This is a genomic window from Candidatus Nanosynbacter sp. TM7-087 (genome assembly GCF_022828365.1).
In the GTDB taxonomy this organism is placed as follows: domain Bacteria; phylum Patescibacteriota; class Saccharimonadia; order Saccharimonadales; family Saccharimonadaceae; genus Nanosynbacter.
The window spans coordinates 477,671-502,219 of sequence record NZ_JAJQJU010000001.1 but is presented as its reverse complement, the minus strand read 5'-3'; the positions used below and the strand labels follow the sequence as shown (position 1 = coordinate 502,219).

24 protein-coding genes and 3 tRNA genes are annotated in these 24,549 nt (G+C 43.5%); 24 read left to right on the top strand and 3 right to left on the bottom strand.

Going from position 1 to position 24,549, the window contains the following annotated elements:
• Window positions 1–55: 55 nt before the first annotated feature.
• Window positions 56–2,869 (top strand): excinuclease ABC subunit UvrA, encoded by a 2,814-nt coding sequence (gene uvrA / locus LRM41_RS02705; protein ID WP_243819348.1) that lies wholly within the window; start codon window positions 56–58, stop codon window positions 2,867–2,869.
• Window positions 2,870–2,871: 2 nt separating this feature from the next.
• Here the strand turns inward: uvrA and LRM41_RS02700 are convergent, their stop codons facing one another.
• Both LRM41_RS02700 and LRM41_RS02695 read right to left on the bottom strand, forming a co-directional pair.
• Window positions 2,872–3,522 carry a DedA family protein gene (locus LRM41_RS02700; RefSeq protein ID WP_243819347.1) on the bottom strand — a complete coding sequence of 217 codons (651 nt, stop codon included), beginning with the start codon at window positions 3,520–3,522 and terminating at the stop codon, window positions 2,872–2,874.
• Between the two features lie 37 nt (window positions 3,523–3,559).
• Window positions 3,560–5,332, bottom strand: coding sequence for an ABC transporter ATP-binding protein (locus tag LRM41_RS02695; protein WP_243819346.1), 1,773 nt, complete (start codon window positions 5,330–5,332; stop codon window positions 3,560–3,562).
• Window positions 5,333–5,531: 199 nt separating this feature from the next.
• Here LRM41_RS02695 and LRM41_RS02690 point away from each other — a divergent pair, with 199 nt between their 5' ends.
• The 22 genes from LRM41_RS02690 (at window position 5,532) to leuS (ending at window position 23,741) form a co-directional block, all read left to right on the top strand.
• A complete protein-coding gene (locus LRM41_RS02690; protein ID WP_178142954.1) occupies window positions 5,532–5,924 on the top strand; it encodes a Fur family transcriptional regulator in 393 nt (130 codons plus the stop codon).
• The gene (locus LRM41_RS02685; protein ID WP_129637096.1) at window positions 5,924–6,253 is read left to right on the top strand and encodes a thioredoxin family protein; all 330 of its coding nucleotides are present in this window, start codon (window positions 5,924–5,926) and stop codon (window positions 6,251–6,253) included. Before LRM41_RS02690 ends, LRM41_RS02685 begins: the two co-directional genes overlap by 1 nt.
• Window positions 6,254–6,271: 18 nt before the next feature.
• Window positions 6,272–6,667 carry a cupin domain-containing protein gene (locus LRM41_RS02680; protein ID WP_243819345.1) on the top strand — a complete coding sequence of 132 codons (396 nt, stop codon included), beginning with the start codon at window positions 6,272–6,274 and terminating at the stop codon, window positions 6,665–6,667.
• A 32-nt stretch (window positions 6,668–6,699) separates the two neighbouring features.
• Window positions 6,700–7,074: an NUDIX hydrolase gene (locus LRM41_RS04060; RefSeq protein ID WP_353524504.1), complete on the top strand. Its 375-nt coding sequence runs from the start codon at window positions 6,700–6,702 to the stop codon at window positions 7,072–7,074.
• A gap of 98 nt (window positions 7,075–7,172) precedes the next feature.
• Window positions 7,173–7,586, top strand: coding sequence for a hypothetical protein (locus LRM41_RS02675; protein WP_243819344.1), 414 nt, complete (start codon window positions 7,173–7,175; stop codon window positions 7,584–7,586).
• A 26-nt stretch (window positions 7,587–7,612) separates the two neighbouring features.
• Window positions 7,613–8,206, top strand: a complete 594-nt coding sequence (locus tag LRM41_RS02670; RefSeq protein WP_243819343.1) for a uracil-DNA glycosylase family protein — start codon at window positions 7,613–7,615, stop codon at window positions 8,204–8,206.
• A 30-nt stretch (window positions 8,207–8,236) separates the two neighbouring features.
• Complete coding sequence (locus tag LRM41_RS02665; RefSeq protein ID WP_243819342.1) at window positions 8,237–8,956, top strand: HD domain-containing protein; 720 nt, start codon at window positions 8,237–8,239, stop codon at window positions 8,954–8,956.
• A gap of 66 nt (window positions 8,957–9,022) precedes the next feature.
• Window positions 9,023–9,370: a DUF488 domain-containing protein gene (locus LRM41_RS02660; protein WP_243819341.1), complete on the top strand. Its 348-nt coding sequence runs from the start codon at window positions 9,023–9,025 to the stop codon at window positions 9,368–9,370.
• 55 nt (window positions 9,371–9,425) lie between these two features.
• Window positions 9,426–11,003, top strand: a complete 1,578-nt coding sequence (locus LRM41_RS02655; RefSeq protein ID WP_243819340.1) for a helix-hairpin-helix domain-containing protein — start codon at window positions 9,426–9,428, stop codon at window positions 11,001–11,003.
• A 50-nt stretch (window positions 11,004–11,053) separates the two neighbouring features.
• Window positions 11,054–11,428 carry a phage holin family protein gene (locus tag LRM41_RS02650; RefSeq protein ID WP_243819339.1) on the top strand — a complete coding sequence of 125 codons (375 nt, stop codon included), beginning with the start codon at window positions 11,054–11,056 and terminating at the stop codon, window positions 11,426–11,428.
• 1 nt (window position 11,429) lies between these two features.
• On the top strand, window positions 11,430–11,666 hold the full coding sequence (secG, locus tag LRM41_RS02645; RefSeq protein WP_129631344.1) for a preprotein translocase subunit SecG: 237 nt from the start codon (window positions 11,430–11,432) through the stop codon (window positions 11,664–11,666).
• 10 nt (window positions 11,667–11,676) lie between these two features.
• Window positions 11,677–13,467, top strand: coding sequence for a peptide ABC transporter substrate-binding protein (locus LRM41_RS02640; protein WP_243819338.1), 1,791 nt, complete (start codon window positions 11,677–11,679; stop codon window positions 13,465–13,467).
• Between the two features lie 24 nt (window positions 13,468–13,491).
• Window positions 13,492–13,579 (top strand) — tRNA-Leu (locus tag LRM41_RS02635).
• Window positions 13,580–13,647: 68 nt separating this feature from the next.
• Window positions 13,648–13,721: transfer RNA gene (locus LRM41_RS02630), tRNA-Cys, on the top strand.
• A 124-nt stretch (window positions 13,722–13,845) separates the two neighbouring features.
• Window positions 13,846–13,931: transfer RNA gene (locus tag LRM41_RS02625), tRNA-Leu, on the top strand.
• A 48-nt stretch (window positions 13,932–13,979) separates the two neighbouring features.
• A complete protein-coding gene (locus LRM41_RS02620) occupies window positions 13,980–14,549 on the top strand; it encodes a LemA family protein (RefSeq protein WP_243819337.1) in 570 nt (189 codons plus the stop codon).
• 63 nt (window positions 14,550–14,612) lie between these two features.
• On the top strand, window positions 14,613–15,488 hold the full coding sequence (gene htpX, locus LRM41_RS02615; protein ID WP_275973489.1) for a zinc metalloprotease HtpX: 876 nt from the start codon (window positions 14,613–14,615) through the stop codon (window positions 15,486–15,488).
• A gap of 2 nt (window positions 15,489–15,490) precedes the next feature.
• Window positions 15,491–16,588 carry a hypothetical protein gene (locus LRM41_RS02610; RefSeq protein WP_243819335.1) on the top strand — a complete coding sequence of 366 codons (1,098 nt, stop codon included), beginning with the start codon at window positions 15,491–15,493 and terminating at the stop codon, window positions 16,586–16,588.
• Window positions 16,563–18,584, top strand: a complete 2,022-nt coding sequence (gene ligA / locus LRM41_RS02605) for an NAD-dependent DNA ligase LigA (RefSeq protein WP_243819334.1) — start codon at window positions 16,563–16,565, stop codon at window positions 18,582–18,584. Before LRM41_RS02610 ends, ligA begins: the two co-directional genes overlap by 26 nt.
• Before the next feature lie 175 nt (window positions 18,585–18,759).
• Window positions 18,760–20,049 (top strand): glutamate ligase domain-containing protein, encoded by a 1,290-nt coding sequence (locus LRM41_RS02600; protein ID WP_243819333.1) that lies wholly within the window; start codon window positions 18,760–18,762, stop codon window positions 20,047–20,049.
• A gap of 39 nt (window positions 20,050–20,088) precedes the next feature.
• Entirely contained in the window at window positions 20,089–21,174 is a 1,086-nt protein-coding gene (locus tag LRM41_RS02595) for a hypothetical protein (protein WP_243819332.1), read from the top strand.
• Window positions 21,175–21,239: 65 nt separating this feature from the next.
• Complete coding sequence (gene leuS / locus LRM41_RS02590; protein WP_243819331.1) at window positions 21,240–23,741, top strand: leucine--tRNA ligase; 2,502 nt, start codon at window positions 21,240–21,242, stop codon at window positions 23,739–23,741.
• A 6-nt stretch (window positions 23,742–23,747) separates the two neighbouring features.
• Here leuS and LRM41_RS02585 read toward each other — a convergent pair whose 3' ends face one another.
• The gene (locus tag LRM41_RS02585) at window positions 23,748–24,254 is read right to left on the bottom strand and encodes a hypothetical protein (protein WP_243819330.1); all 507 of its coding nucleotides are present in this window, start codon (window positions 24,252–24,254) and stop codon (window positions 23,748–23,750) included.
• A gap of 135 nt (window positions 24,255–24,389) precedes the next feature.
• Between LRM41_RS02585 and LRM41_RS02580 the strand changes: the two genes are divergently transcribed.
• Window positions 24,390–24,536 carry a hypothetical protein gene (locus tag LRM41_RS02580; RefSeq protein ID WP_243819329.1) on the top strand — a complete coding sequence of 49 codons (147 nt, stop codon included), beginning with the start codon at window positions 24,390–24,392 and terminating at the stop codon, window positions 24,534–24,536.
• Window positions 24,537–24,549: the final 13 nt, after the last annotated feature.

Genomic DNA, 24,549 nt, shown 5'->3' with positions numbered 1-24,549 from the left:
TGCGTCGATATTTGGACTGGAAAAAATTGTCAAAAACCTGTATAATATAGCGGTTATGACAGAGGTAATTCGTGTTAAAGGTGCTCGTGAGCACAATCTGAAAAATGTAGATATTGAGATTCCGCGAGATCAGCTGGTGGTGATTACTGGGCTTAGTGGGTCTGGGAAATCCAGCCTGGCATTTGATACGATTTACGCTGAAGGTCAGCGTCGCTATATGGAGAGCTTGAATTCTTATGCGCGTCAGTTTTTGGGGACGATGGATAAGCCTGATGTTGATTCGATTGAAGGGCTTAGCCCAGCGATTTCAATTGACCAGAAGTCGACCAGCCGCAACCCGCGATCTACCGTGGCTACAGTTACCGAAATTTATGATTATCTTAGGCTTTTGTTTGCGCGAATTGGTGTGCCGCATTGTCCGATTTGTGGCAATGAAGTGACGCGTCGCACGACCGAGGTGATTATTGACGAGATTTTGCGACAATTTGTTGATAAGCGAATTTTGCTATTGGCGCCAATTGTTAAGAATAAAAAAGGTGAGTTTGCGCATATTCCGGAGCAATATCAGCGACTTGGTTATGCCAGGGTTCGCGTGGACGGCGTGGTGTACGCGCTGGATGAATTTCCAGAGCTGCAAAAAAGTTACAAGCATAACATCGAGCTGGTGGTTGATAGGCTGGCGTTGACGGCGGAAATGCGATCTCGATTGAGTCAGAGCGTTGAGCAGGCGCTGGACTTAGGTCAGGGAGTTATCGAGGTTTTAGACGCGGACAGTGATGAAGTGAAGACATTTTCGCAGAGATACGCTTGTGTTGATCATCCTGATGTCGATATCCCAGAGCTGGAGCCGCGACTGTTTAGTTTTAACGCGCCGCAGGGAGCTTGTCCTGTGTGTACAGGTTTGGGGTCGAGGTTGGAGGTTGATCCAGAATTGGTCTTTAATAACAATTTGACGATTTCCGAAGGCGCAATTCGACCTTATAATCGAATGAATTCTGACGCTTGGAATATGAAGCGATTGGCGTCTGTTGCTGAAGCTCACGGCTTTAGTTTGAAAGTTCCCGTAGACAAGCTTTCTGATGATGCTAAACATAAAATATTATACGGAACTGGTGACCAAAAATATCGCGTTGATTTGGGTGGCGGTCGGCATTATGATACGACTTACGAGGGCGTTATTCCTAATCTGGAGCGACGCTGGAAAGAAACTGATAGCGATTTTATGCGACGAGATATTGAGCGATTTATGCGCGAGAGGGATTGTTATGCCTGTAAAGGTGCGCGCCTGAAACCTGTGGTTTTGGCGGTGACGGTTCATGAATTGAATATCGTTGACGTATGTGATTTGAGTGTTGATGACGCGTTGGATTTGTTTGACAATAAACTTCAACTGACTGAGCAAGAAATGACGATTGCTCGCTTGATTGTGAAGGAAATCAAATCTCGTTTGGCATTTATGAGTAATGTTGGGCTGAACTACTTGGAACTAAGTCGAGCGGCTAACACGCTTAGTGGCGGTGAGGCGCAGCGAATTCGCTTGGCGACGCAAATTGGCGCTGGACTTCAGGGCGTACTTTATGTACTGGACGAGCCGTCAATTGGACTTCATCAACGTGACAACGACAAGTTGATTGATATGTTGAAGCGCCTTCGAGATTTGGGAAATTCTGTGCTGGTGGTTGAGCATGACGAGGACACGATTCGTCAGAGTGATTTTCTGGTTGATATGGGACCGGGAGCTGGTGTGAATGGCGGTCAAGTAGTGGCAATGGGGACGCCTGAAATTGTTGCGAAAAATGAGAATAGTATAACGGGTCGCTATCTATCTGGGGCGGAAAAAATTGCCGTTCCGAAAAAGCGTCGCAAAGTCGTGAAAGATAGAAAGTTGATTGTTCGTGGCGCTCGCGAAAATAATCTTAAGAACATTGATGTAGAGTTTCCTTTGGGTTTGATGACTGTAGTGTCTGGTGTTTCTGGTAGCGGAAAGTCGACGCTTGTGAATGACATTGTGGCGCGGGAACTAGCGGCGGAACTTAATCGCGCAACGACAGCGCCAGGGTTGCACGACGCTATAGAAGGTGTGAATTTGCTTGATAAGACGATTGTCATAGATCAGTCGCCAATTGGTCGAACGCCGCGCTCCAATCCAGCAACATATACTGGGATTTTTACGCCGATTCGCGAGCTTTTTGCCAGCACACCCGAGGCTAACGTTCGAGGCTACAAATCTGGGCGTTTTAGCTTTAATGTTAAAGGCGGTCGCTGCGAAAATTGTCAGGGTGATGGTGTGATAAAAATTGAAATGCACTTTTTACCGGACGTTTACGTTCAATGTGACGAGTGCCACGGCAAGCGTTATAATCGCGAGGCGCTGGAAATTAAGTATAAAGACAAGACGATTGCTGATGTTCTGGATATGACAATTGATCAAGCGGCGGAGTTTTTTGACAGTGTGCCGAATATTGCGCGTAAACTTCAGACATTGGTTGAGGTTGGGCTTGGCTATATTAAACTTGGTCAGCCAGCAACTACTTTTTCAGGCGGTGAGGCGCAGCGAATTAAATTGGCAACGGAGCTCTCCAAGCGTTCCACTGGAAAAACTATGTACATTCTGGACGAGCCGACCACTGGGCTTCATTCTGCTGACGTAAAGCGACTGTTGGGAATTTTACAGCAATTGGTTGAGGGCGGTAATAGTATGATTATCATTGAGCATAATTTGGACGTCATAAAGTCAGCCGACTGGATAATTGATATGGGTCCAGAGGGCGGAATTGGCGGCGGTACCGTTGTGGCTTGTGGTACGCCTGAAGATATCGCCAAAGTGCCAAATTCGTTCACTGGCAAATATCTGAAAAAGATGCTTTAAGGCTATTTTTTACGCTTGGTTTTTGAGAGGAGAACCGACAATTGTTTTCTTAATAAAGCGCGAGTATTTGGTTGTTTCAAAGCATGAATAATCATCGGCGAGACGGACAAGAAGATGATGAGAATAGCCGCAACTTCAATATTTACGCCTGCTTTGGTCAAAAACTCGCCAGCGTAGAATCCTAGATAAACGAATGCTGACGACCAAAGAAATCCACCGATAAGATTGAAAGTTAAGAACGTTTTATAGTGCATTTTACTGGCGCCGGCAACGATTGGGGCGAAGGTTCTTACAATTGGTACAAATCGAGCCAGGACGATTGTCGCTGAGCCGTGCTTGTCGTAAAACTTTTCTGTTTGCTCCAAATATTTTTTCTTGAAGAATCGGGAATTTTCTTTTTCAAACAGCTTGCGTCCAACTTTGTGACCAAAACTATAGCCAACACTGTCGCCTAGTACTGCCGCCGCAAAAACCAAAAGCGCAAAAATGTGGATGTCAATGTGCTGAGGATTTTGCTGAACCATATATCCAGCGGTGAAAAGTAGACTGTCGCCAGGTAAGACGAAACCAATCAGTAGACCGGATTCTGCAAAAACTACTAATAAAATTGCGAATACGCCAAAGCTAGTTATCAAGTGAATAAAAGATTCCATATCTTGATTATAACATAATTAGCGTATGCAGATTGAGCTATTCTTCAATAAATCCGCCAGATTGTCGCGCCCATAATTTTGCGTAAACACCGCGTTTTTTATTGATGAGTTCGTCGTGTGATCCGTCCTCGACAATTTTCCCATTTTTCAAAACAATTATACGGTCCAACTTAGCAATTGTAGATAAGCGATGGGCAATGACAATTGAGGTTCGATTCTCCATCAACGTTTCCAAGGATTTTTGGATCAACGCTTCTGACTCAGAATCTAGCGCTGAAGTCGCCTCGTCGAGGACTAGAATTGGCGCATCTTTTAGAATTGCCCTAGCAATTGCAACTCGTTGTCGCTGTCCGCCAGATAATTTAGTTCCGCGTTCGCCAACCATTGTGTCAAAACCGTTTTTAAGTCCAATGATGAAATCGTAAGCGCCAGCTTTTTTGGCGGCTTCTTCAATTTCTGCGTCCGTTGCATCAGGTCGACCGTAAGCGATGTTTTCGCGCACGGAGCGGTGGAATAGTAATGGCTCTTGTGGTACGTAAGCGATTTTGGCGCGCAGGCTTGCTTGGGTGACTTCGGAAATATCTTGTCCGTCGATGGTAATTTTTCCCGAGTCAATGTCGGCGAAGCGTAATAGCAATTTGGTGAGCGTCGTTTTCCCAGAACCGCTCGCTCCGACTAAACCTATTTTTTCGCCCGATTTAATATCCAGAGAGAAGTCGTGGAATAGAGTGTCGCCTTGACCTTCGTCGTGCGTGAAAGTTACTTTATCCATAGAAATTTCGCCGTTTGTGACTTTTAGCTTTGAATTGCTTTTATCAATCAATGTTGTTGGCGTTTGTAAGATTTCTACCATATCATTTGCGTTACCGATAATTCGGTTGTAATTGCGCATAATTCCGTTCATATTCCACAACTCATGTGCGACGCTTCCAGTGTAGGTGATAATAAGATAAACGGACGCCACGGACACCAAATTATTCTGGGCTGCGTACACTGCGAAGGCGATTGCTCCGATTTTAATAACCATGTTGATTGACGAATATATAGTGCTGACTTTTAAGAATCCACGCATTACGTCGAGGCTTGAATTTCGCCAAGAGTTGACGGTTTTTGTGAAAAATTTCTGTTCCGTAGCTTCGGCGCCAGATGACTTGACTGCTAGAACGTTTGAGATTACGTCGGCTAATTGACCGTTTAATTTGTTGCTGGATTTGGCTTCTTTTTTTGTCAATTTCGCCATTGGCTTGGATCCGTAATAAACGACGATGCTGAAAACGATTGAGAAGATGAGTAAGAATAACGCGTATTGCCAGAGAAGGGTTGATAGGACAATTATCGAACCGACCAGTGAAACAACTAGTGGCAAAATTGACCAAATTATCGTGTCCCAAAAACTTTCCACCGCACCAACTAATTTATTTGTTTGGCTAACGAGCGACCCGCCGAATTTATTTGAATGAAAGAATAATGTTTGGTTAGTCAGTTTGCTGAAGCATCGAGCGTACAAATCTCGCTGCATGGCGGTTTCGAATGTCCAGACGAGATATAAAACTAATCGCCAGCCGATGACGCTCGACCATAATTCACTGACGCCGTATAAAGCAATTAGTGTCCATAGATTTTTTGCGTCGTGTAGTTGATTGTGTTGGATAATACTAAGAAGTTGGGCAATTATGAGCGGCCCGACAAAAATAGTAACCACGAGAGTTAGCATTGCAAAAAATATTGCCAAGTTTCGGCGGTGTCTGTATGGTGCTGATGTTTTCCAAAATAGACGAAATATTTCTTTGCTGTTCGGTTTGTTTTTCAAATCAATTCCTTTCGATAATAAATTAATATTTATAAACTGCACAGAAAACTGAGCGTTCTTAAGTGTTCAAAAATGTATATTAGAGGAACTCGCCGTCGGGAGTTCATAGACTTTGACTATTATAGGGAATATATAGATATAAGTCAATTTGTGGAGCAAAGGTCTTGTTTATTTATTGTAAATACTTTACAATAGGAACATGACGCAAATTGTTAGGCGATCAACAAAATACACGAATGACGTGATGGCGATTTTAAAGAGTAAGCATCATGCGACGAATGCGGAAATTGCTCAGGAATTGCGGAACATTCATCCTGAAGTCAGCGACACGACGGTGCATCGAATAACTCAACGCCTGTGTGGCGACGGGATGATTGGTTTGGCGCCATCGACCAAAAAAGGTTGCTTGCGATATGATATTCGTAAGGACGATCACGATCATTTTGTGTGTAGTGACTGCGATGGCTTGATGGATATTAAAATTGCCGATGAGATGAGAAAGCAAATTGCGCATGAAATTAGCGATTGTTATATTGACGGCCCGTTGGTTGTGACGGGAGTTTGTAAAAAATGCCAGAAAAGGAGGAAATAATGGCTTTATATGAAATTACAACGAAGCAAGAATTCGAAGATAAGGTGCTAAAAAGCGACGGTCCTGTACTAGTTGATTTTTGGGCACCGTGGTGTCCGCCATGTCGTGCAATGGCTCCGCTTTTGCATCAAATTGCTGAAGAAACAGAGTTTGATATTGTTAAAGTTGACACTGAAGCAAGTCAGGAAAATGCACAATTAGCTATGGAATATCGCGTGCAGGGAATTCCAAACATGAAGATTTTTGTTGGCGGCGAGGAAGTTGCTGAAATGATTGGCATGAAGCCAAAGCAGACATTGATTGACGCTTTGGAAAAAGCTGCGAAATAAAAAATAGAAGGGGGATTTATGAAGGGTTTTAGTGGAAATATCGAAGAGCTTACATTGGCAAATAATAATTTTCGTCAAGTTCTATATACTGCCAGGCATTGTCAATTGGTGTTGATGAGCCTGCCCGTTGGCGGGGAAATTGGTTCGGAGATTCACGAGGAGAATGATCAATTTTTCAGATTTGAGTCTGGCGAAGGTAAGGTTTTGATTGATGGCAATGAATATATTGTTTCTGACGGTAGTGTGATTATTGTGCCGGCGGGCGCTGAGCATAATGTGATAAATACCGGCGAGGAGCCACTTAAGCTTTATACTATTTATAGTCCAGCACACCATAAAGATGGAATCGTTCGGGCGACTCGCGAAGAAGCGGAGGCTAACGAAGAAGATTTTGACGGCGTAACTACCGAATAAGCTGTCGCCAAAGGAGAAAGTTTTTACTAATTATGTCTCAGAAAGGGTCAATAGTCGGCGAGATATTCAGCTCATTCGTGCGGGCAATTTTTCGTGGAACTGCATGTGTCATATCGCTAGTTTTTAGGATTGTACCGCAGAAGGATCGCGTACGGGTGATAGTTTATCGTGATGATGGTAAGATTTTATTAGTTAGAGGTCGTTTTAGCCGCCAAAAGTGGGCTCTACCGGGAGGCGGGGTGAAACGTAGTGAGAGTTGTGAACAGGCTGCCGTTAGAGAAACCTTGGAAGAAGTTGGATTAAAAGGGTGCATAATCTGCGATATCTCGGAAAAGCTAATTCTCATGAATCATATGTCAAATTTTCAGTTCGAGTTTTTGCGGCGCACGCGTCTGACTATGACATAAAATGTAACTTTGAAATAATGGAAGCCCGGTGGCTTAATATGAATTATCTTCCTGAAGAATACACTTTACTAACTAACGCTTTATGACATAATTGTAATATGGAGAATATATTTGATATTATTGAGAAAAGTAACCTTCATGATCGACTAAATGACTTGGGTGGGCAATATGTTATCGTTGGCAGGCTGGGCTTACACGCAGTAACTAATGCTGAAGAAATCAATTGGGGCGAGCGAGTAGTGACAGTAGGTGGCGATACTGATTTTCCACGACTCCGTGAAAATGGTACTATCCGCGACCTAGATACGTTAGTGTGTAGTGTTAATACTGAGGTTGTAGATGAATATAAGAAGACTATAGTCAGGGCTATTGGTAATGAAGTGGTTGCATCAGTGTTTGGACTACATCAATATGAGAAAAATAGGCGTGGGTTGCTTGATTTCACGGGTAGTCGCTATTCTGATAACGAAGGCAACAATGATCGGTATGAAGTCAAAGCGGATGTCAATTGACGCTTTGGAGAAAGCTGTGAAATAAAATGGCTATTTGTAAAACTGGCAATCCACTTTTGTATGATCAGATAGTGTCTGATCCGGCTAACGCTGATTTTACAGAAAAAGGATGGTCGCCCGTATATTCCGCTTCACCAAATTCAAAAATTGTATTAGTTGGGCAAGCTCCGGGGCGGATTGCTCAACAAACATTGAAGCCTTGGAACGATGCAAGTGGACGTTTACTTCGTCAGTGGTTGGACATAACAGACGAGCAATTTTATGATCCCGATCTTTTTGCGCTGATGCCGATGGATTTTTATTATCCAGGCAAGGGTGCACATGGTGATTTGCCGCCACGTCTGAACTTTGCTAGAAAATGGCATCCGCGTTTGTTGGCTCAAATGCCGAATGTGCGATTGACTATACTGGTTGGGTCTTATGCTCAGAAATACTATTTGAATCATCGTGTTGAACATAATTTAACGGCAACCGTATCTAATTTCGACGCATATTTACCAGATTATTTTCCGTTGGTTCATCCATCGCCGCTTAACATTGGCTGGCGTAAGCGTAATCCGTGGTTTGAAATAGATGTTGTGCCGGTTTTGCAATCTATAGTTAGGGAATCGTTATTGTAATGCGACCCTGCTTTTATGTATAATATGAGTATGAACGATCGACAAATTTCCCAGCTTGAAATAGTAAAGGCTAAAGTTCGGCGGTTGCTGGGTGGCGACACTTCGGGGCATGCTGACGATCATGTCGAGCGAGTAGTGTTGTTGGCAGAGCGTTTCGCTAATGAATGCAGCGAATCGGTGAATCTGCAAGAAGTGCTGTTGACGGCCTGGCTGCATGATGTTGATGATTATAAATTAGTCGGTAAAACGCAGGCGGAAAAATTGACGAACGCGGTAGATATTATGGCGCAGGCAGAGGTTGATGATGATTTAAGTCAGGCTGTGTTAGAAAATATTGCGGCGATTGGTTATAACAAACGGCTGAACGGCAGGCAACCGCAGCGGCTAGTGGGTAAATTGGTGTCTGACGCTGATATGTGTGATGCTATTGGTGCGGTCGGCATTGAGCGGGCGTTGGTTTATGCTTGTCATCATGGTGGGCGGATTTTTGACCCTAAAGTCTGGCCTAATGTCAATCTGGCAGCGCGCGAATATAACGCTGATGGCAATACGCATGATACTGACGGATTTATCAATCACTTCTTTGAGAAGCTGCTGAAATTGAAAGGTTTGATGTTGACTGAACCAGGACGAATAGAAGCGGAGAATCGGCATCAAATTATGGCTGATTTTCTTCGTGCCTATTTCCGCGAGAAGAATGCCCCCGAATGGAGTGAATTTTTGGAGAAATATTTACGTAGCGTCGAATAAGTATTGAAGAATGGTTAGCTTTCGCTTTTTATTGATCTGATCAATAATTTGTAGTTATATGAAATTATGACAAAGTATAAAATTGAACGGATTTATGAGTCGACCGCGTCAGACGATAGCTATCGTGTGCTGGTTGATCGATTGTGGCCGCGCGGAATTAGCAAAGAGCGAGCTGCATTGGACGAGTGGAATAAAGAAATTGCCCCGACCGATGAATTACGTAAATGGTTTAATCACGATCCAGAAAAATTCCCGGAATTTTCTCGCCGTTATATGAAGGAGCTAGATAATAATCCTGCAGCTGCCGAAGCAAAGAGTAATTGGAACGAACAATCTGCAGTTACACTGCTATATGGCGCCAAAGATACGGAATATAATCAGGCGATAGTTCTCAAAAAGTGGTTGGAAGATTAGTTAATCGCTAGGAGAATGCTTGCATAATTGTCGTATTTAGATTGTAATATATTTAATGAATCAAGCATTGCAAGCCAAGCTGAAAACTTTACCGCGAACGCCCGGTGTTTATTTTCATAAGTCGGCGAGCGGCGAGGTAATTTATGTTGGCAAGGCGGCGGTTCTTAAAAATCGTGTACGTCAGTATTTTCAAGATTCGCGCGGGCGAGATAACAAAACTATGGCACTGGTGGCGGAAATTTTTGATACTGATTGGATTGAAACCGAGAGTGAGGTTGATGCGCTATTTTTAGAGAGCGAGATGATCAAGCGTTATATGCCGCGATATAACGTTCTGCTGCGCGACGACAAATCTCAGATGTATGTTCGGATTGATATGAAAAGCGATTGGCCGACGGTCAGTTTTACGCGGAATCCTGCCGATGATGGTGCGGATTATTTTGGTCCATTTTACAATGGTTTTGCGTTAAAAAAGGCATTGCGCTATTTGAGGCGAATTTTTCCATATCTCACTCGCCAAAGACGCCCTGGGCAATCAAAGTTGGATGAAGATTTGGGTTTAAGTCCGAAAATAAGTGATGGTTCGGACGCGTATAAAGCTGGTTTGCGTAAATTGATAAGTTATATTAAGGGAAATCGCAAGGCTATTGCTGTGGAGCTGGAACGTGATATGAAAACGGCTGCGGGACTTCACGATTTTGAGCGGGCGGCAAGTCTGAGGAATAAGTTGCGCGCCATGCAAGAGCTTCAGCGACGCGTTATGTTTGGCGACAAGGAATTTTTGGATATTTCAAAAGACAAGGCACTGGCTGATTTAGCGAAACTACTTGGCTTGAAAAATATTCCAGTGCGAATTGAGGGTTATGATATTTCGCATATGAACGGACGTCAAGTCGTGGCGAGTATGGTAGTTTTTACGAATGGTGCGAGCGATCGTACGGAATATCGCAAATTTAAGGTGGGTGAAAAAAACGACGATACTGGAAATATGTACGAGGTGATTTTTAGGCGACTTGGCGAGCGAAATATCAAAAGCTGGGGTCATCCGGACCTGTTGTTGATTGACGGCGGAAAGGGTCAACTTTCGGCGGCGATTAAGGCAAGGGATGAGCGCGGAATAAAATTGCCGATTATTAGCATCGCCAAACGTGAGGAAGAAATTATTATTCATAAAACTGGCTCGCAAATTGACGTAACGCGCATTGAAGAGTTGCAAAAATCTATTCATCAGGATGTCGCTATTCACGAAGACAATGATGTGTATGTGGTAAATTTGCATCCTACTCAGCGCAACGCCGGCTCTCATTCAAAGAATTTACGAGGCTCTGCTATTGATGACGATTCCAGCCGGGACAATTTTACAAAAAGTTCTATTGCGACAACGGACATTGTCAAGCTTTTCCAGCGGATTCGTGACGAGTCACACCGATTTGCTGTGAGCTATCATACAGCGCTGAAGCGTCAACATCAGACAAAAAACCAGCTGGAAGAAATTCCAGGGATCGGCCCGAAGACACGTGCGAAATTGTTGAGGAAGTTTGGTAGTGTGAAAAAAATTATCGAGGCGGATTATACGGAATTGCAGGCGGAAGTTGGCACGAAAAAGGCGAATTTAATTAAACGCTTGTCTTAAGTTTGGGCGACCAATCGACAATAAAGCATAAATTATATATAATAAGACTAATGAAAAGACAATTTGCGACGTTTTTAATTCGGCTGATTCTTAACTCGGTAGGTATTTGGGTTGCAGTGCGGCTACTTGGAAATGAAACTCCGGGCGCAACTTCTGTGTGGACGTTTATGATAGCGGGGTTGATATTTTCGGTAGTGAATAGCGTATTGAAGCCAATTGTTACAATTTTAGCTCTGCCAGCAATTCTACTGACTTTAGGACTGTTCACCTTAATTGTGAACGGCTTTATGGTTTATATCTCGCTCGCTTTGGCGCCAGGAATTTCTATGACTTTTGCGCATTCAATTATTGCCGGGATTATATTGAGTTTGGTAAACTATATTATAAGTAGCGCGCTGGTTTTGCAGCGGGAAGAAAAGGAGTAATATGTCAATTGATACAATTTTACCGTACGTGACGCTTGGATCTGCCGTACTGATGATTATCGCAATTTTGTTGCAACAACGAGGCGCAAGTTTGGGTGCAGGATTCGGCTCGTCTGGGGAATTATTCACTACTCGTCGCGGATTTGATAAAAACTTGTTTGATGTAACTATTGTTTTTGCGGTGATTTTTGTGCTATCGATTTTGGCAAGTATGATTTTGCCGGGATTGCAAAAATAGGAGAATAGATTTGAGCTCGGATAATTCGTCATGGAATCGTTTTGCGCGGCTAAAAGTTTCCAGTAAAGATGTCAATAAGCGTCTGCGCAAGATTGAAAAGGGAAGCTTGCGTCATGCACATAAATTCGTGACATCCAGGTTAGATCGTTTGTCTAATGTGCGACGTCGGGTTTCTGTTTGGATTATTCTAGTATTGGTGATGATTGGCGCCAGTGCGGTGCAGTGGCATATTTCTCGCAATTCTTTCACGACAATGGCGTATACTTCTGGCGGATCATATTCTGAGGGTGTGCTGGGTCCTTTGGAAAACTTAAATCCGATTTTCGCAAAAACCAATGCTGAAAAATCCGCCGCAAAGTTGCTGTTTTCTAGTTTGTATCGATATGACTCAACGGGCAATATCAAGGCTGATTTGGCTGATAGCGTCAGCGTGAACGATAAAGAAACTGAATATACGGTTAAGTTGAAGAAGGGCTTGAAGTGGTCAGACGGGCAAGATTTAACGGCGGACGACGTAATCTTTACGTTGAGGTTATTAGCGAATCCAGAAGTTGGAGCTGAGATATCTGGCTGGAAGTCTATAAAATTCGAGAAAGTGTCTGACGATTCGATGAAGTTTATCTTGCCGTCGTCATATTCGCCGTTTGTCCACGCTTTGACATTCCCGATTATTCCTAAACATATATTAAAAGATGTTAAACCGTCGAATTTACGTGAACATGATTTTAATAAGTCGCCTATATCCAGCGGTCCATTCGCCTTTAGGTTGTTGCAGAATGCAACTAGTGATGGCAGTAAAAAAGTGCTATATTTGCAGTCGAATAGCAATTATTATGGCAGCACTCCTAAGTTAGAGCGATTCCAGTTGTACGCGTATCCGACGCAGGATGATATTGCGAAAAGTTTGCGTACGCGAGAAATTACAGGAACTCCAGAATTGATTTATAACGATCAATCCGCCGAGGTAAAATCTATGTATGCCGCAGAAGCGCATTCTTTGAATAACGGAGTTTACGCGCTGTTTAATAACAACAGTCAGTTCTTGCGATCAAAAGCTGTTCGCCAAGCTTTGTCGCTTAGTGTCGACACATCCAAGCTGCGCCAATCTTTGTCATTGTCTACAGAGGAATTATCTGGTCCAACGCTCAACAAATTCCTAGGAAAGAATTCGAATTCGTCTAGTTATGACGTCAAGAAAGCGAAATCTCTACTTGACGCCGAGGGCTGGAAGAGTGTGAATAATGTTCGTCAGAAGGGAAATGATAAGTTAAAGCTCAACGTGGTTGTTTTGAAGAATAGCAATTACGAAAAGGTCACCAGGTATTTGGCTCAAGTTTGGTATGACGAGCTGAATATAGAATCGGATATTAAAGTTGTTGATCCAAATGATGCCACTCAAAATATTCTTCAGACAGTTTTGCAGCCGCGCAATTTTGACGTGCTGGTTTATGAACTCTCCTTGGGGGGCGACCCCGATGTTTACGCCTATTGGCATTCTTCACAGGCAACCAACAATGGTTTGAATTTCTCTAATTACAATAATGCGATAGCGGATGATGCTTTGGAGAGCGGTCGATCTAAGATCTCAGCGAAGCAACGCGCTGATCGTTACGCGAAGTTTACTGCCACTTGGCAAGCAGACGCCCCGGCAATTGCCTTGTATCAGCCGAAGTTTGACTATATCCATATTCGGAACGTTAAAGCTCTCGACGCAAGTACCGAAGTTGTCAATCCCGTCGATCGTTATGTTGATGTTCAATATTGGGCGACGGAGAAAAAGTCCGTTTACAAAACCCCGTAATCGGGTATAATGGTAAGTGGTTATGCGGGCGTGGCGGAATTGGTAGACGCGCTAGCTTGAGGGGCTAGTGAGCATTGCGCTCGTGGAAGTTCAAGTCTTCTCGCTCGCACCAAACATATTGCAACTATTAGACGATCTGTTCGTGATATGTTTTGCAAAATCTGATATAATAAAGGCGGTGGCGCGTTGGCGGAGCGGTTACGCAGAGGTCTGCAAAACCTTTTAGACGAGTTCGACTCTCGTACGTGCCTCCAATTTTTGATAAATAGTCCTGAGTATTGGGCTATTTTTTATTTTGCGAAATTGTACAATTTACTTAGTGAATATAGTATAATATAAGCAGTCTGGCGTGTAGGCGTCTGGATTGTATATAAATAAGCGCGAGTGGCGGAATTGGTAGACGCGAGGGACTTAAAATCCCTTGACCAAAAGTCGTGCGGGTTCGATTCCCGCCTTGCGCACCAAAGTTGTAAAGAAAATAATATTGAATAGGAAAGGGACAAAGGTAAGAAATGAGTCCGTTGGTAATTGTACTTATTGTTGTAGTAGTAGTTCTATTAGCACTCGTAGGAGTTGTAATCGGTGCGTACAACAGCTTAGTGGTACTGCGCAACCGCGTAGAAGAGGCGTGGAGCGATATTACTGTTCAGCTAAAGCGCCGAACTGACTTGATCCCAAATTTGGTCAACTCGGTAAAAGGTTACGCTACACACGAAAAAGAAGTGTTTGAAAAGGTCACAGAAGCTCGTTCAGCAATCATGAATGCTGGCAGCGTGGCTGAAACCGCTAAGGCTGAAAATGCTTTGGAAGGTGCATTGAAGAGCTTGTTCGCTGTATCTGAGGCTTATCCAGAATTGAAAGCAAATCAAAACTTCTTGCAATTGCAACAAGAATTGGTTGACACTGAGGATAAAATCCAAGCAGCTCGCCGATTCTACAACGGTGGCGTTCGCGACCTGAATACGAAGATCCAAACTTTCCCAACAAATATAATCGCAGGAATGTTTGGCTTCCAATCTAAAGAATTCTTTGACGTTGAAGACCGTGCAAGCGTCGAAAATCCAGTTGAAGTAAAGTTCTAATTGAACCTTGAAATGAAAATCGCTCGCCTATTTTTAGCGGGCGATTTTTGGTATAATTAACATATGTACAATGCAGTTTCTCAAAACAAACGCAACACAATATTGATAATGTCGGTCTTTGTGATAATTATTGGAATTATCGGCTTATTTGTCGGCGCGGCAACTGATAGCTATTCATTAGCGCTCATCATTTTTATATGTGCAATGTTATATGCTTGGCTGCAATATTTCATAGCTGGCAAGTTGGCTATGATGATGACTGGCGCTCAGGAAATTAGTAAAAATGACGCTCCTGAACTTTGGCGAGTGGTGGAAAATTTGTCTATAGCTTCTGGTGTGCCGATGCCGAAAGTCTATATTATCGATGATCCAGCTCCAAACGCTTTTGCGACTGGTCGCGACCCGAATCATGCAATTGTTGGTGCGACTACTGGGCTTTTAGACATTATGGATAAGCGTGAGCTGGAGGCGGTTATGGCGCATGAAATGAGTCACGTGCGCAACTACGACATTCGCGTGAGTATGATTGCTTTTGGTCTGGTTAGCGCAATTGGGTTATTTGCAGATTTGGCACTTAGAATGATGTTTTATAGTGACGACCGTGATAGTGATGTTAATCCTATCATCTACGCTCTCGGGCTAATCGTGGTTATATTGGCGCCGCTTTTGGCAACGATAACTCAATTGGCGGTCAGCAGGCAGCGTGAATATCTGGCGGATGCCTCAGGTGTGCTATTGACACGAGATACTGAAGGGTTGGCAAGCGCGCTGGAGAAATTGCGCCAATACGGCAGACCAATGCAAAAACAAAGTTCTTCCACTGCCAATTTGTTCATGAATAATCCTTTGAAGCCCGGATTTTTCTCAAAACTATTTAGTACTCATCCACCGCTAGAAGATAGAATTGCAAGGTTGAGAAATAACGCAACAAAGATGTAATTATGGCAACAAAAACCTCCAAAAAACGAGTAGTCAAGAATCCTAAGAAGCCAAATGCTGATCATAAAAAAGGTGTATGGCCTGGTATTAAACGTGACTTTAGTAAATTGAATCAGCAGCGGCGTAATTTTTTGGCGCGTCGACCTCATCATAGTTTTCGGTTAACGAAGCGACGAGATCACCAACGAGATCTTAAAATTCCAGGATATTGGTCACTGACTAGCGAAGCTTGCCGTCTAGTGTGGCGAAATAAGAAAACTTTTTTGGCGTTAATTATCGGCATGTCGATATTGACGTTTGCCTTAGCCAGCGTCATGTCGCAAGACACATACCAACAACTTAAAGACGTGATGAATCAGGCCGAGTCGAATGGATTCGACGGAATTTATACAACAATTAGCCTATTTTCTGGCGTTGCGGTTAGTTATATTTCCGGTAGTGGAACGGCTGGTGGAAATGTTCAGCAAGCGGCGGGAATCTTTCTGGGACTATTAACTTGGCTGTCGTCCGTTTGGCTGACGCGAGCTATTTTAATCGGTAAAAAACCGAAAATGCGTGATGGCTTATATAGTTCTGGATCGCCTATAATTGCGCTGATAATTGTCATCGGGGTTTTCCTAATTCAAATGGCTCCTGCGGCAGTGGCTGTGATTATTTATAGCGCGCTTAATGCTTCGGGAGTGTTAAATCAAACGCCGATTCTGATGGCGGCTGGCGGTGCGGCGATTCTGATAGTGGCGATGTCTGTCTATTGGGCGACTTCTACGGTTTTTGCGATGATCATCGTAACATTGCCGGGAATGTATCCGTTTCACGCGCTGCGTTTGTCGGGCGATATTGTGACGGGACGAAGACTAAGGATTTTGCTGAGATTTGCGTGGGCTGTTGTTTTGGCTGTGCTTTTGTGGGCTGTTATTCTAATTCCGGTGATTCTGTTTGATGGAGCACTGAAGGGTTGGATTAGCGGTATTGATTGGTTGCCAATTGTCCCAACAACTGGCTTGATTTTACTCTACGTAACGATAATTATGATTTCTGTATATGTCTATTTGTTCTACAGAAAGGTGGTTGAAAGTGACACCAAAAAAACCAAGAATTGACGAAATCAAAGACCTGTTAAATCGTTATAGCTACGAATATTACACCTTAGACAAGCCGAGTGTGAGCGATGCGGTTTATGACAGTCTGATGGACGAGCTGAAGAAAATTGAATCGGATCACCCAGAGCTGATTACTGTCGATAGTCCTACGCAGCGAGTTGGAAATAAGCTGCTCGACGGTTTTCAAAAAGTAAAGCACGTGCGCCGAATGGTTAGTTTGAATGACGTTTTCAATAAAAGTGAAGTTGAGGCGTGGATTGAGCGAACTGATAAATTGATACCAGGTCAGCAACATGAATTTTTTACGGATATAAAAATGGATGGCTTGGCGTGCGCGTTGATTTATGTCGACGGTGTATTGTCGCAAGCTGTGACACGTGGCGATAGTTTTATCGGCGAAGATGTAACGAATAATGTTCGGACTATTAAAAACGTACCGCTTCGTCTGCGTGAAGTGGCGGGTTTTGAGAATTTTTTGCACGGTCGGACAGAGATTCGTGGCGAAATTGTCATGCTGAAACGGGATTTTGAGGAGCTTAATAAAAGGCAGAAATCTCTAGGACTGCCTACATTTGCTAATCCGCGCAATTTGGCTGCGGGGACAATTCGTCAATTAGATCCTGCGCTGGTGGCGGCGCGCCCGTTGCATTTTCGCGGATATGATGTGATTCGCGATGATGGTTCGGAAGTTCCGACGAATAGTTTTGCTTATGAGGCTTTGACGGCGCTGGGGATTCCTTGTAATCAGCAGGCTAGCGTTTTTGACAATTTGTCTGATGTGATGAAATTTGTTAACGAGTGGAGCGACAAACGTCATGATTTGCCGTTTAATACGGACGGGCTAGTTGTTAAGATTAACGATCGAGAGATATATGACAATCTCGGGATGGTGGGCAAAAATCCGCGTGGGGCGGTGGCTTATAAGTATGCAGCTGAAGAAGCTACAACGATTGTTCGGGATATAGTAATTTCTATTGGGCGAACTGGCGCGGCGACTCCGGTGGCTGTGTTCGATCCAGTAGTAGTGGCGGGAACTACGGTGCAGCACGCCAGTTTGCATAACGCCGATGAAATTGAGCGTTTGGATATTCGGCGAGGCGACACTGTGGTGATTTTTAAAGCTGGCGATATTATTCCGCAAGTTGAGAGTGTCTTGAAGGAATTGCGACCTGCAGATTCTGAGCCAATTGATTATGAGGCAGAATTAAAACGGCAATATCCGGAGTTGGAATTTGTGCGACCGGAAGGTGAAGCCGTTTATCGAGTTAAGGGCTCTAGTGGTCCGCTGATTTTGAAGCGAGCTTTGGCGCATTTCGCGTCTAAGGGTGCGCTTGATATTGATACGCTTGGCGAAAAGAACGTGGAGGTTTTAATTGATAATGGTTTGGTCGGTGATTTGGCGGATATTTTCACACTTACTAAAGACGATTTGCTGAAACTGGATCGGTTTGCTGATGTTTCTGCACAAAAGTTAATCTCGGCAATTGCTGATAAAAAAAGTCCAGAATTAGAACGATTTTTGTACGGTCTGGGAATCCGTCATATTGGCGCGCAAACGGCGATTGATCTGACGAATCATTTTGAGAGTATGGAAAATTTGGCGAAAGCGACGATTGATGGTTTGCGACAAGTTGATGGCGTGGGTGAAATTGTTGCTGAATCTGTAGTGGCGTGGTTTGCTGATGAGGATAATGTAAAATTACTCAATAAATTCACCGAGCTAGGTGTCGTTCCTCGGTTCAATAAAAAGGCTGGTGTTTTGAGTGGAAAAAGTTTTGTCATCACGGGTACTCTGAAATCTATGGGGCGCGACGCTGCTGCGGATAAAATTCGTAATCTCGGTGGAGTTTTTCAAACTGCAGTTTCTAAAGACACGACATATTTGGTGGCTGGCGGTAAGGTTGGTGCTAGCAAATTGAAAAAGGCCGAGCAGTACGGCACGAAAATCATCGATGAGCAAGAACTATTGAAAATAATAGGCGACGCAGATCAATAGTCGCAGTGAGACATAAAGCTTGTGTTTTTTTGGGCGATAATGCATAATTAAACATGAGCTGGTACGCATAGGGGCATTCTCCTATGCTTGCCAATTGAAAGACAAACACATATTCAAATATGCCCCGGGTGGGCGCGTAGCAGCTCTTCTATAGTGCTTATGGTATGATATAGTTATGGTTACTGTTTCAAAAAAAAGGGAAGAAAAACTAGCAAAATTAGTGCGAGAATTTTTTGCTGTTCATCCAGATGTGAAGCTTGTGGCAATAACTGGTAGTGCCGGAAAGGCTAGCGCAAAAATAGCTATCGGTACGGTTTTGGCGCAACAATTTGATATTCAACTTCGCAATGAAGAGCCGAAGACGAAAGCAGACGTTTTCCTTCAGATGATGGGTGTGAAAATGCCTGAAAAAGGCTTGTTCAAATGGTGGAAAGTGATGCGCGCCGTAAAGAAGAGAATTAAGGCCGAAAAACCGGAAGTCCAGGTAATTGTTCAGGAATTTAATCCAAAGGAACTTGGCTATAATGATTGGTTTAAGGCTTATGTTGTGCCAGATATTACGGTTGTAACTTCTGTGACGAATGGTCGAATGCAGGTTGAATATTCCTTGGAGGAAGTGGCGAATGAGATGATTTCGCTGGCGAATTTCTCGCGAATGGCGATGATAAATCGTGATGACATCGACGGGCGTTTTGCTAGCTTTTTGACGAATCCTAATATCACTACTTACGGAAGTGATCCCGTGGCGGAGTATAATTTTGACGATCGTAATTTTTCCCTGAAAGACGGACATCACGGCTTTATTATGTCGCCAGAAAATCCTAATGGATTAGAAGTCAACGTTAAGCTAATTGGCGAGCATAATATTCGTCCAGCGATCGTGGCGGCAGCTATTGGGTATGTGTTTGGTGAAACTGAGGGGAATATAAAAAAAGGTATAGAGAATTTGCGTCCACTGCCTGGCAGGATGAATTTGCTGAAGGGCGCGGATAATACTTGGTTGATTGATGATAGCTATAGTTCGACGCCGTTGACTGCCTTGGCGGCTTTGCAGTCTTTGTATCGAATTGAGACTCCGCAGCGAATTGCTGTGCTTGGCAATATGAATGGCTTAAAGGGGATTTTTGAGCAAGCTCACGCTGAACTTGGTTCTCATTGTAGCCCGGATTTGTTGGATTGGGTTGTGACGGTTGGTGAGAAGGCTAATCAATATTTGGCGCCGGCCGCTCGTCAAAAAGGTTGCCAGGTGAAGGAATGTAAGAATGCCATCGAGGCTGGGTCTTTCGTACGCGACAAATTGAAATCCGAAGGCGTTGCTCTGTTTAAGGGTTCAAGCGGCGGCGTATGGCTAGAGGAATCTATAAAAATCAACCTTCATAGCACTGAGGACGATAAATACTTAGTCAGGCAAACGCCGGAGTGGATTGCTAGGAAAAACCAATTTTTCTCACAATTTAAAGATTAATGTGATATGTTAAATTCAAGTTATACAAAACAAGGGGGAATGATGGATCAAGGTAATCAACCTGCACCGCAGCCACAATATAATGGCGTACCGATGCAACCAAAAAAGAAGAAAACGGGATTGATAATTGGTATAGTGCTGGGAGTTATAGCTCTTATTGCTATTATTTCTGCTGTGCTAGTTTATTTCTTGTGGTGGCAGAATCCAGAAAAGATGGTTACGGATGCTGTGTCTAATGCTATTATGGCAAAGAAGATGACTGCCAACGGTAAGGTAGTTGTTGATATGCGCGACCAAGGAAAAATAGAGCTAAACGTAAAGACTGCTACTGATTCGGGAAAGTCAAAGGCGAATATTGACGCTAAGCTTAATATCAAAGGAATTGAAAAGAGTATTCCGCTAGATGGTGATATGGTTCTTGGTGATGATGGGACGATATATGTGAAGATAAATAACTTCAAGGAGTTGTATGGCACTTTGCTTGAGATAGTTATGGAGTCTTCGTCTGGCGGTAAGATGTCAAGGGCTCAAATAGAGGCTTATCGTGATCAGACTTTGAGGAAGATGAGCTCTGAGATAGATAAAATGGGTAATACATGGATGAAGATTTCTCCAGATGAAATCGGCGATGAATACAAGTGTGGCATTGATGCTTTGAAAAAGTTTCAGAATGACGAAAGCGCTCGCAAGGAAGTAGCTCAACTTTATCAAAAGAACAGCTTCTTCACTATAAAAGACTCAAAGATTAGTGATCGTAATGGTGGGCGTGGTTTTGAACTGCAGGGTGATAACAGTAAATTATCGAAATTTAGTGATGAGCTTAAAAATTCATCAGCAGGCAAGGCTCTCAGTAAGTGTGGAAAATCGAATGGCTACAAGAGTAGTGAATCATCATCTATTGACGAATCTTCATTGAAGGTGTGGGTTGATAGGTCATCTCATGAACTGAAAGCCTTAGAGTTGAAAGGTGATAGCAAGAAGGCTTCTGTAGAAATTTCATTTGACATTAACATGAACAAGTCTGAGGAGATTAAGGCACCGTCGGACGCTGAGAGCTTGAAAGAGTTTATAGAAGGTTTTATGGAAGGGTATTCGAGCGGATTATCATCAACCTCGACTAGGTAAATAACTTAATTGCCTAATAATAATCCCGTTCGTAATGAGCGGGATTATTTGCTATAATTACAGATATGAGACGCTATAATCCGACAGAAATTGAACAAAAATGGCAAAACAAATGGGAGGCTGACGGCACTTACGCGGTTGATTTTAATGACACGACCCGACAGAAATATTACAGCTTGAGCATGCTTCCGGGGATTACAGGGGCGGGAATTCACATTGGTCACGGTCGTACTTTTCAATTTGCTGACATCAAGGCGCGATTCAAGCGCCAGCAGGGCTATAATGTCTATCATCCAATCGGCTGGGATAGCTTTGGTCTGCCGGTTGAAAATTACGCTATTAAAGTCGGAAAAACGCCACGTGTAGCGCACGATGAGGCGAAAGTCCACTTTAAGGAGCAATTGAAGCGACTTGGGTTTAGTTATGATTGGACAAAAGAAATTTCTACAGCCGATCCAGAATATTACAAATGGACTCAGTGGATTTTTACGCAATTATACAAGCACGATTTGGCATATCAAAAAGAGCAGCCGCAATGGTGGTGCGAAACTGATAACACAGTGCTTGCTAACGAACAGGTTGAAGGTGGCAAATGTTGGCGCTGCGGCAATCCTGTAACCAAGCGAAATCTCAAGCAGTGGTTTTTCCGAATTACGGCGTATGCAGATGAAATTTTAGAGGCAACCGATGCACTTGATTGGACGGAAATGGTTAAAACCATGCAGAAGAATTGGATTGGTCGATCGGTCGGCGCGGAAGTTGAGTTTGCTGTTAGCGATCAAGATTCCAAGATTACAGTTTTCACAACTCGTCCTGATACGTTATTTGGCGCGACGTATGTAGCTTTGGCGCCGGAGCATCCTCTGATTCCTCAGTTGGTCAATTCTGATACGCGCGAAAAGGTTGAAGCGTATGTCCAAGCTTCGCAACAAAAATCTGATGTTGAACGTCAAGAGAATAAAGAAAAAACGGGCGTATTTACGGGAAGTTATGTCATAAACCCAGTCAATGGTCAAAAATTGCCAATCTGGGTGGCGGATTATGTTTTGGGCGGCTATGGAACCGGCGCAGTCATGGCTGTGCCAGCGCACGACGAGCGCGATTTTGCGTTTGCCGAGAAGTTTGACTTGCCGATTGTCCAGGTTATTGATAAGCCTGAGCATTCAGCTGATGTCGGCTGTTATTCTGGTGAAGGTGAATTGATAAATTCCGGACAATTTAACGGGACCAGGAGTGAGGATGCTCGCGAGCAAATTGTTGCGTGGCTGGAGCAGCAGAATTCTGGGCGAAGCAAAACCACGTATAAAATGCGCGATTGGCTAATTTCTCGTCAGCGCTATTGGGGTGCTCCGATTCCAATTGTTCATGTTGATGGTCGTGCGCCAATTGCCGTGGCTGATGAATGCTTGCCGGTGATTTTGCCAGAGGTGGATAACTTTAAGCCAACGGGCGGTAATACTTCTGTTTTGGCTCAGGTTGATGATTGGGTGCGAGTATGGGTGGATGTTGAAACTGGAAAAACTGTACCGATTACAGAAAGTAAGCCTGATGGCGACAATTGGGTAGAAGGTCGACGCGAGACCGATACTTTGGATGGTTATGCTTGCTCTAGCTGGTATTTCTTACGATATCTCGACCCGCACAATGATAATGAAGCATGGAATCCTGAGAGAATTAGCCATTGGATGCCGGTTGATTATTACAATGGTGCCGACCACGCCGTGGCTCACTTGCTATACAGTCGTTTTTGGATGCGATTTTTCTATAAGCTCGATCTCGTTCCGACTCCAGAACCTTTCAAGCGAATGATGTACAATGCGTACATTATGGCACCAGACGGTCAGAAAATGTCCAAGTCTAAGGGTAATGTCATTGATCCGATGGAGATTATGGATAGTGGATATGGCGCTGATGCGTTGCGAGTTTACGAAATGTTCATTGCTCCTTATGACATGGATGCGCCATGGGACCCTCGTGGTGTTCCGGGAACTTACAGGTTCTTAAATCGAGCATGGAACTTGGTTCAGGAGTTCGTTGATAAGAATCCAAGCGATTCTCTTGACGCGAATGAAAAAACAGTTCAAGAATTATTGCGATTAACTCATTTGACGATTAAAAAAGTTACTCGTGACATTGAAGATGAGAAGTTTAACACGGCCGTGGCTTCGATGATGGAAATGGTCAATGGTCTGTATAAGATAAAAGAATCGCACGGAATTGACATGTCAGATGAATGGCGATTTGCATTAGAAAGCTTGATTCAGATTTTGGCGCCTTTTGCTCCGCATATCACAGAGGAATTGTGGCATGAAATGGGTCATGGTGATACAGTTCATGTTGGTCACTGGCCAAAGTGGGATGAAAAATATCTAAAGAGCAGCGTGATGACTATTATAGTTCAGGTGAACGGCAAGCTTCGTGCGAAACTTGAACTACCGAGTGATATGGACAAGCAGGGTGTTGAAGCGGCAGCCCTAGCTGATGAGAATGTTCAGAAGTTCACAAACAATAAACCACCTAAAAAGATGGTTTATGTTCCGGGTAAGTTGGTGAATATTGTTAGCTAAGTTGACTTAGCGTGTTATCTCTACCACCACTACGTCTCGTTTACCGTCGTCATTTACGTCTGCAATAACAGTCTTGACTTGATCGCCATTTTGCATTTCCACTGACGATGAAGGTCCCGCTCCTTGTTTTTTATTGAAGTCGTATGCTGTCTGCGTACTCGTTAGAACGCTTTCACCTAGATGATTCATTTCGTCTTGGCTGAAGTTGTTCTCCTTGGCTAGTTTGGTGGTTTCTTTAACTATATTTCCGCCTTCTTCTATAGTGAACGTCTCCACTACTGCATCATCAGGCAAGTCTACCGCTCCTTCTCTGTAGTCATCTACAAACCGAGCGATCTCTTCTTGTGTGCTAGGTTTTTGCTCGGGCATATTGGCTTGTCTTGCTACATATACGAGAGTACCTCCAGCTATTAGGGAGAGGGCCAGGGCTATCCCTCCTAACTTTTTAGGAAATTCTGTTGTCGTTGTTTTATTTTTAGATTCTACTCTATTTGGTGATAGTTCTTTACTCATGCTCTATATATTACCATAAACGACATAAAAAGTCAATATTATTATCTAATTTGCGGACAAGCCCTTGAGATTGTCCAATAAAAAAGGTATAATGGTACGTAAGTTTTATGACAACCTAAAAGAGGAGAATAAATTATGGCACAACCTAAGAAACAGAGTAGTTCACGTAAAACTGGTCTTCGTCGCAGCCACTTGGTATTAAAATTGGCACGTCGCGTTAACGCAACTTCACCAGTTAAGGTGAAGACAACCAAGCGTGAAACTGGTAAAACAACAAAATAATAATTACGAACAG

What these genes read in the sequence shown, in the direction of transcription:
- uvrA (WP_243819348.1), top strand. Translation starts at nt 56, where the DNA reads ATGACAGAGGTAATTCGTGTTAAAGGTGCTCGTGAGCACAATCTGAAA.
- LRM41_RS02700 (WP_243819347.1), bottom strand. Translation starts at nt 3,522, where the DNA reads ATGGAATCTTTTATTCACTTGATAACTAGCTTTGGCGTATTCGCAATT.
- LRM41_RS02690 (WP_178142954.1), top strand. Translation starts at nt 5,532, where the DNA reads ATGACGCAAATTGTTAGGCGATCAACAAAATACACGAATGACGTGATG.
- LRM41_RS02685 (WP_129637096.1), top strand. Translation starts at nt 5,924, where the DNA reads ATGGCTTTATATGAAATTACAACGAAGCAAGAATTCGAAGATAAGGTG.
- LRM41_RS02680 (WP_243819345.1), top strand. Translation starts at nt 6,272, where the DNA reads ATGAAGGGTTTTAGTGGAAATATCGAAGAGCTTACATTGGCAAATAAT.
- LRM41_RS04060 (WP_353524504.1), top strand. Translation starts at nt 6,700, where the DNA reads ATGTCTCAGAAAGGGTCAATAGTCGGCGAGATATTCAGCTCATTCGTG.
- LRM41_RS02675 (WP_243819344.1), top strand. Translation starts at nt 7,173, where the DNA reads ATGGAGAATATATTTGATATTATTGAGAAAAGTAACCTTCATGATCGA.
- LRM41_RS02670 (WP_243819343.1), top strand. Translation starts at nt 7,613, where the DNA reads ATGGCTATTTGTAAAACTGGCAATCCACTTTTGTATGATCAGATAGTG.
- LRM41_RS02665 (WP_243819342.1), top strand. Translation starts at nt 8,237, where the DNA reads ATGAACGATCGACAAATTTCCCAGCTTGAAATAGTAAAGGCTAAAGTT.
- LRM41_RS02660 (WP_243819341.1), top strand. Translation starts at nt 9,023, where the DNA reads ATGACAAAGTATAAAATTGAACGGATTTATGAGTCGACCGCGTCAGAC.
- LRM41_RS02655 (WP_243819340.1), top strand. Translation starts at nt 9,426, where the DNA reads ATGAATCAAGCATTGCAAGCCAAGCTGAAAACTTTACCGCGAACGCCC.
- LRM41_RS02650 (WP_243819339.1), top strand. Translation starts at nt 11,054, where the DNA reads ATGAAAAGACAATTTGCGACGTTTTTAATTCGGCTGATTCTTAACTCG.
- secG (WP_129631344.1), top strand. Translation starts at nt 11,430, where the DNA reads ATGTCAATTGATACAATTTTACCGTACGTGACGCTTGGATCTGCCGTA.
- LRM41_RS02620 (WP_243819337.1), top strand. Translation starts at nt 13,980, where the DNA reads ATGAGTCCGTTGGTAATTGTACTTATTGTTGTAGTAGTAGTTCTATTA.
- htpX (WP_275973489.1), top strand. Translation starts at nt 14,613, where the DNA reads ATGTACAATGCAGTTTCTCAAAACAAACGCAACACAATATTGATAATG.
- LRM41_RS02610 (WP_243819335.1), top strand. Translation starts at nt 15,491, where the DNA reads ATGGCAACAAAAACCTCCAAAAAACGAGTAGTCAAGAATCCTAAGAAG.
- LRM41_RS02600 (WP_243819333.1), top strand. Translation starts at nt 18,760, where the DNA reads ATGGTTACTGTTTCAAAAAAAAGGGAAGAAAAACTAGCAAAATTAGTG.
- LRM41_RS02595 (WP_243819332.1), top strand. Translation starts at nt 20,089, where the DNA reads ATGATGGATCAAGGTAATCAACCTGCACCGCAGCCACAATATAATGGC.
- leuS (WP_243819331.1), top strand. Translation starts at nt 21,240, where the DNA reads ATGAGACGCTATAATCCGACAGAAATTGAACAAAAATGGCAAAACAAA.
- LRM41_RS02585 (WP_243819330.1), bottom strand. Translation starts at nt 24,254, where the DNA reads ATGAGTAAAGAACTATCACCAAATAGAGTAGAATCTAAAAATAAAACA.
- LRM41_RS02580 (WP_243819329.1), top strand. Translation starts at nt 24,390, where the DNA reads ATGGCACAACCTAAGAAACAGAGTAGTTCACGTAAAACTGGTCTTCGT.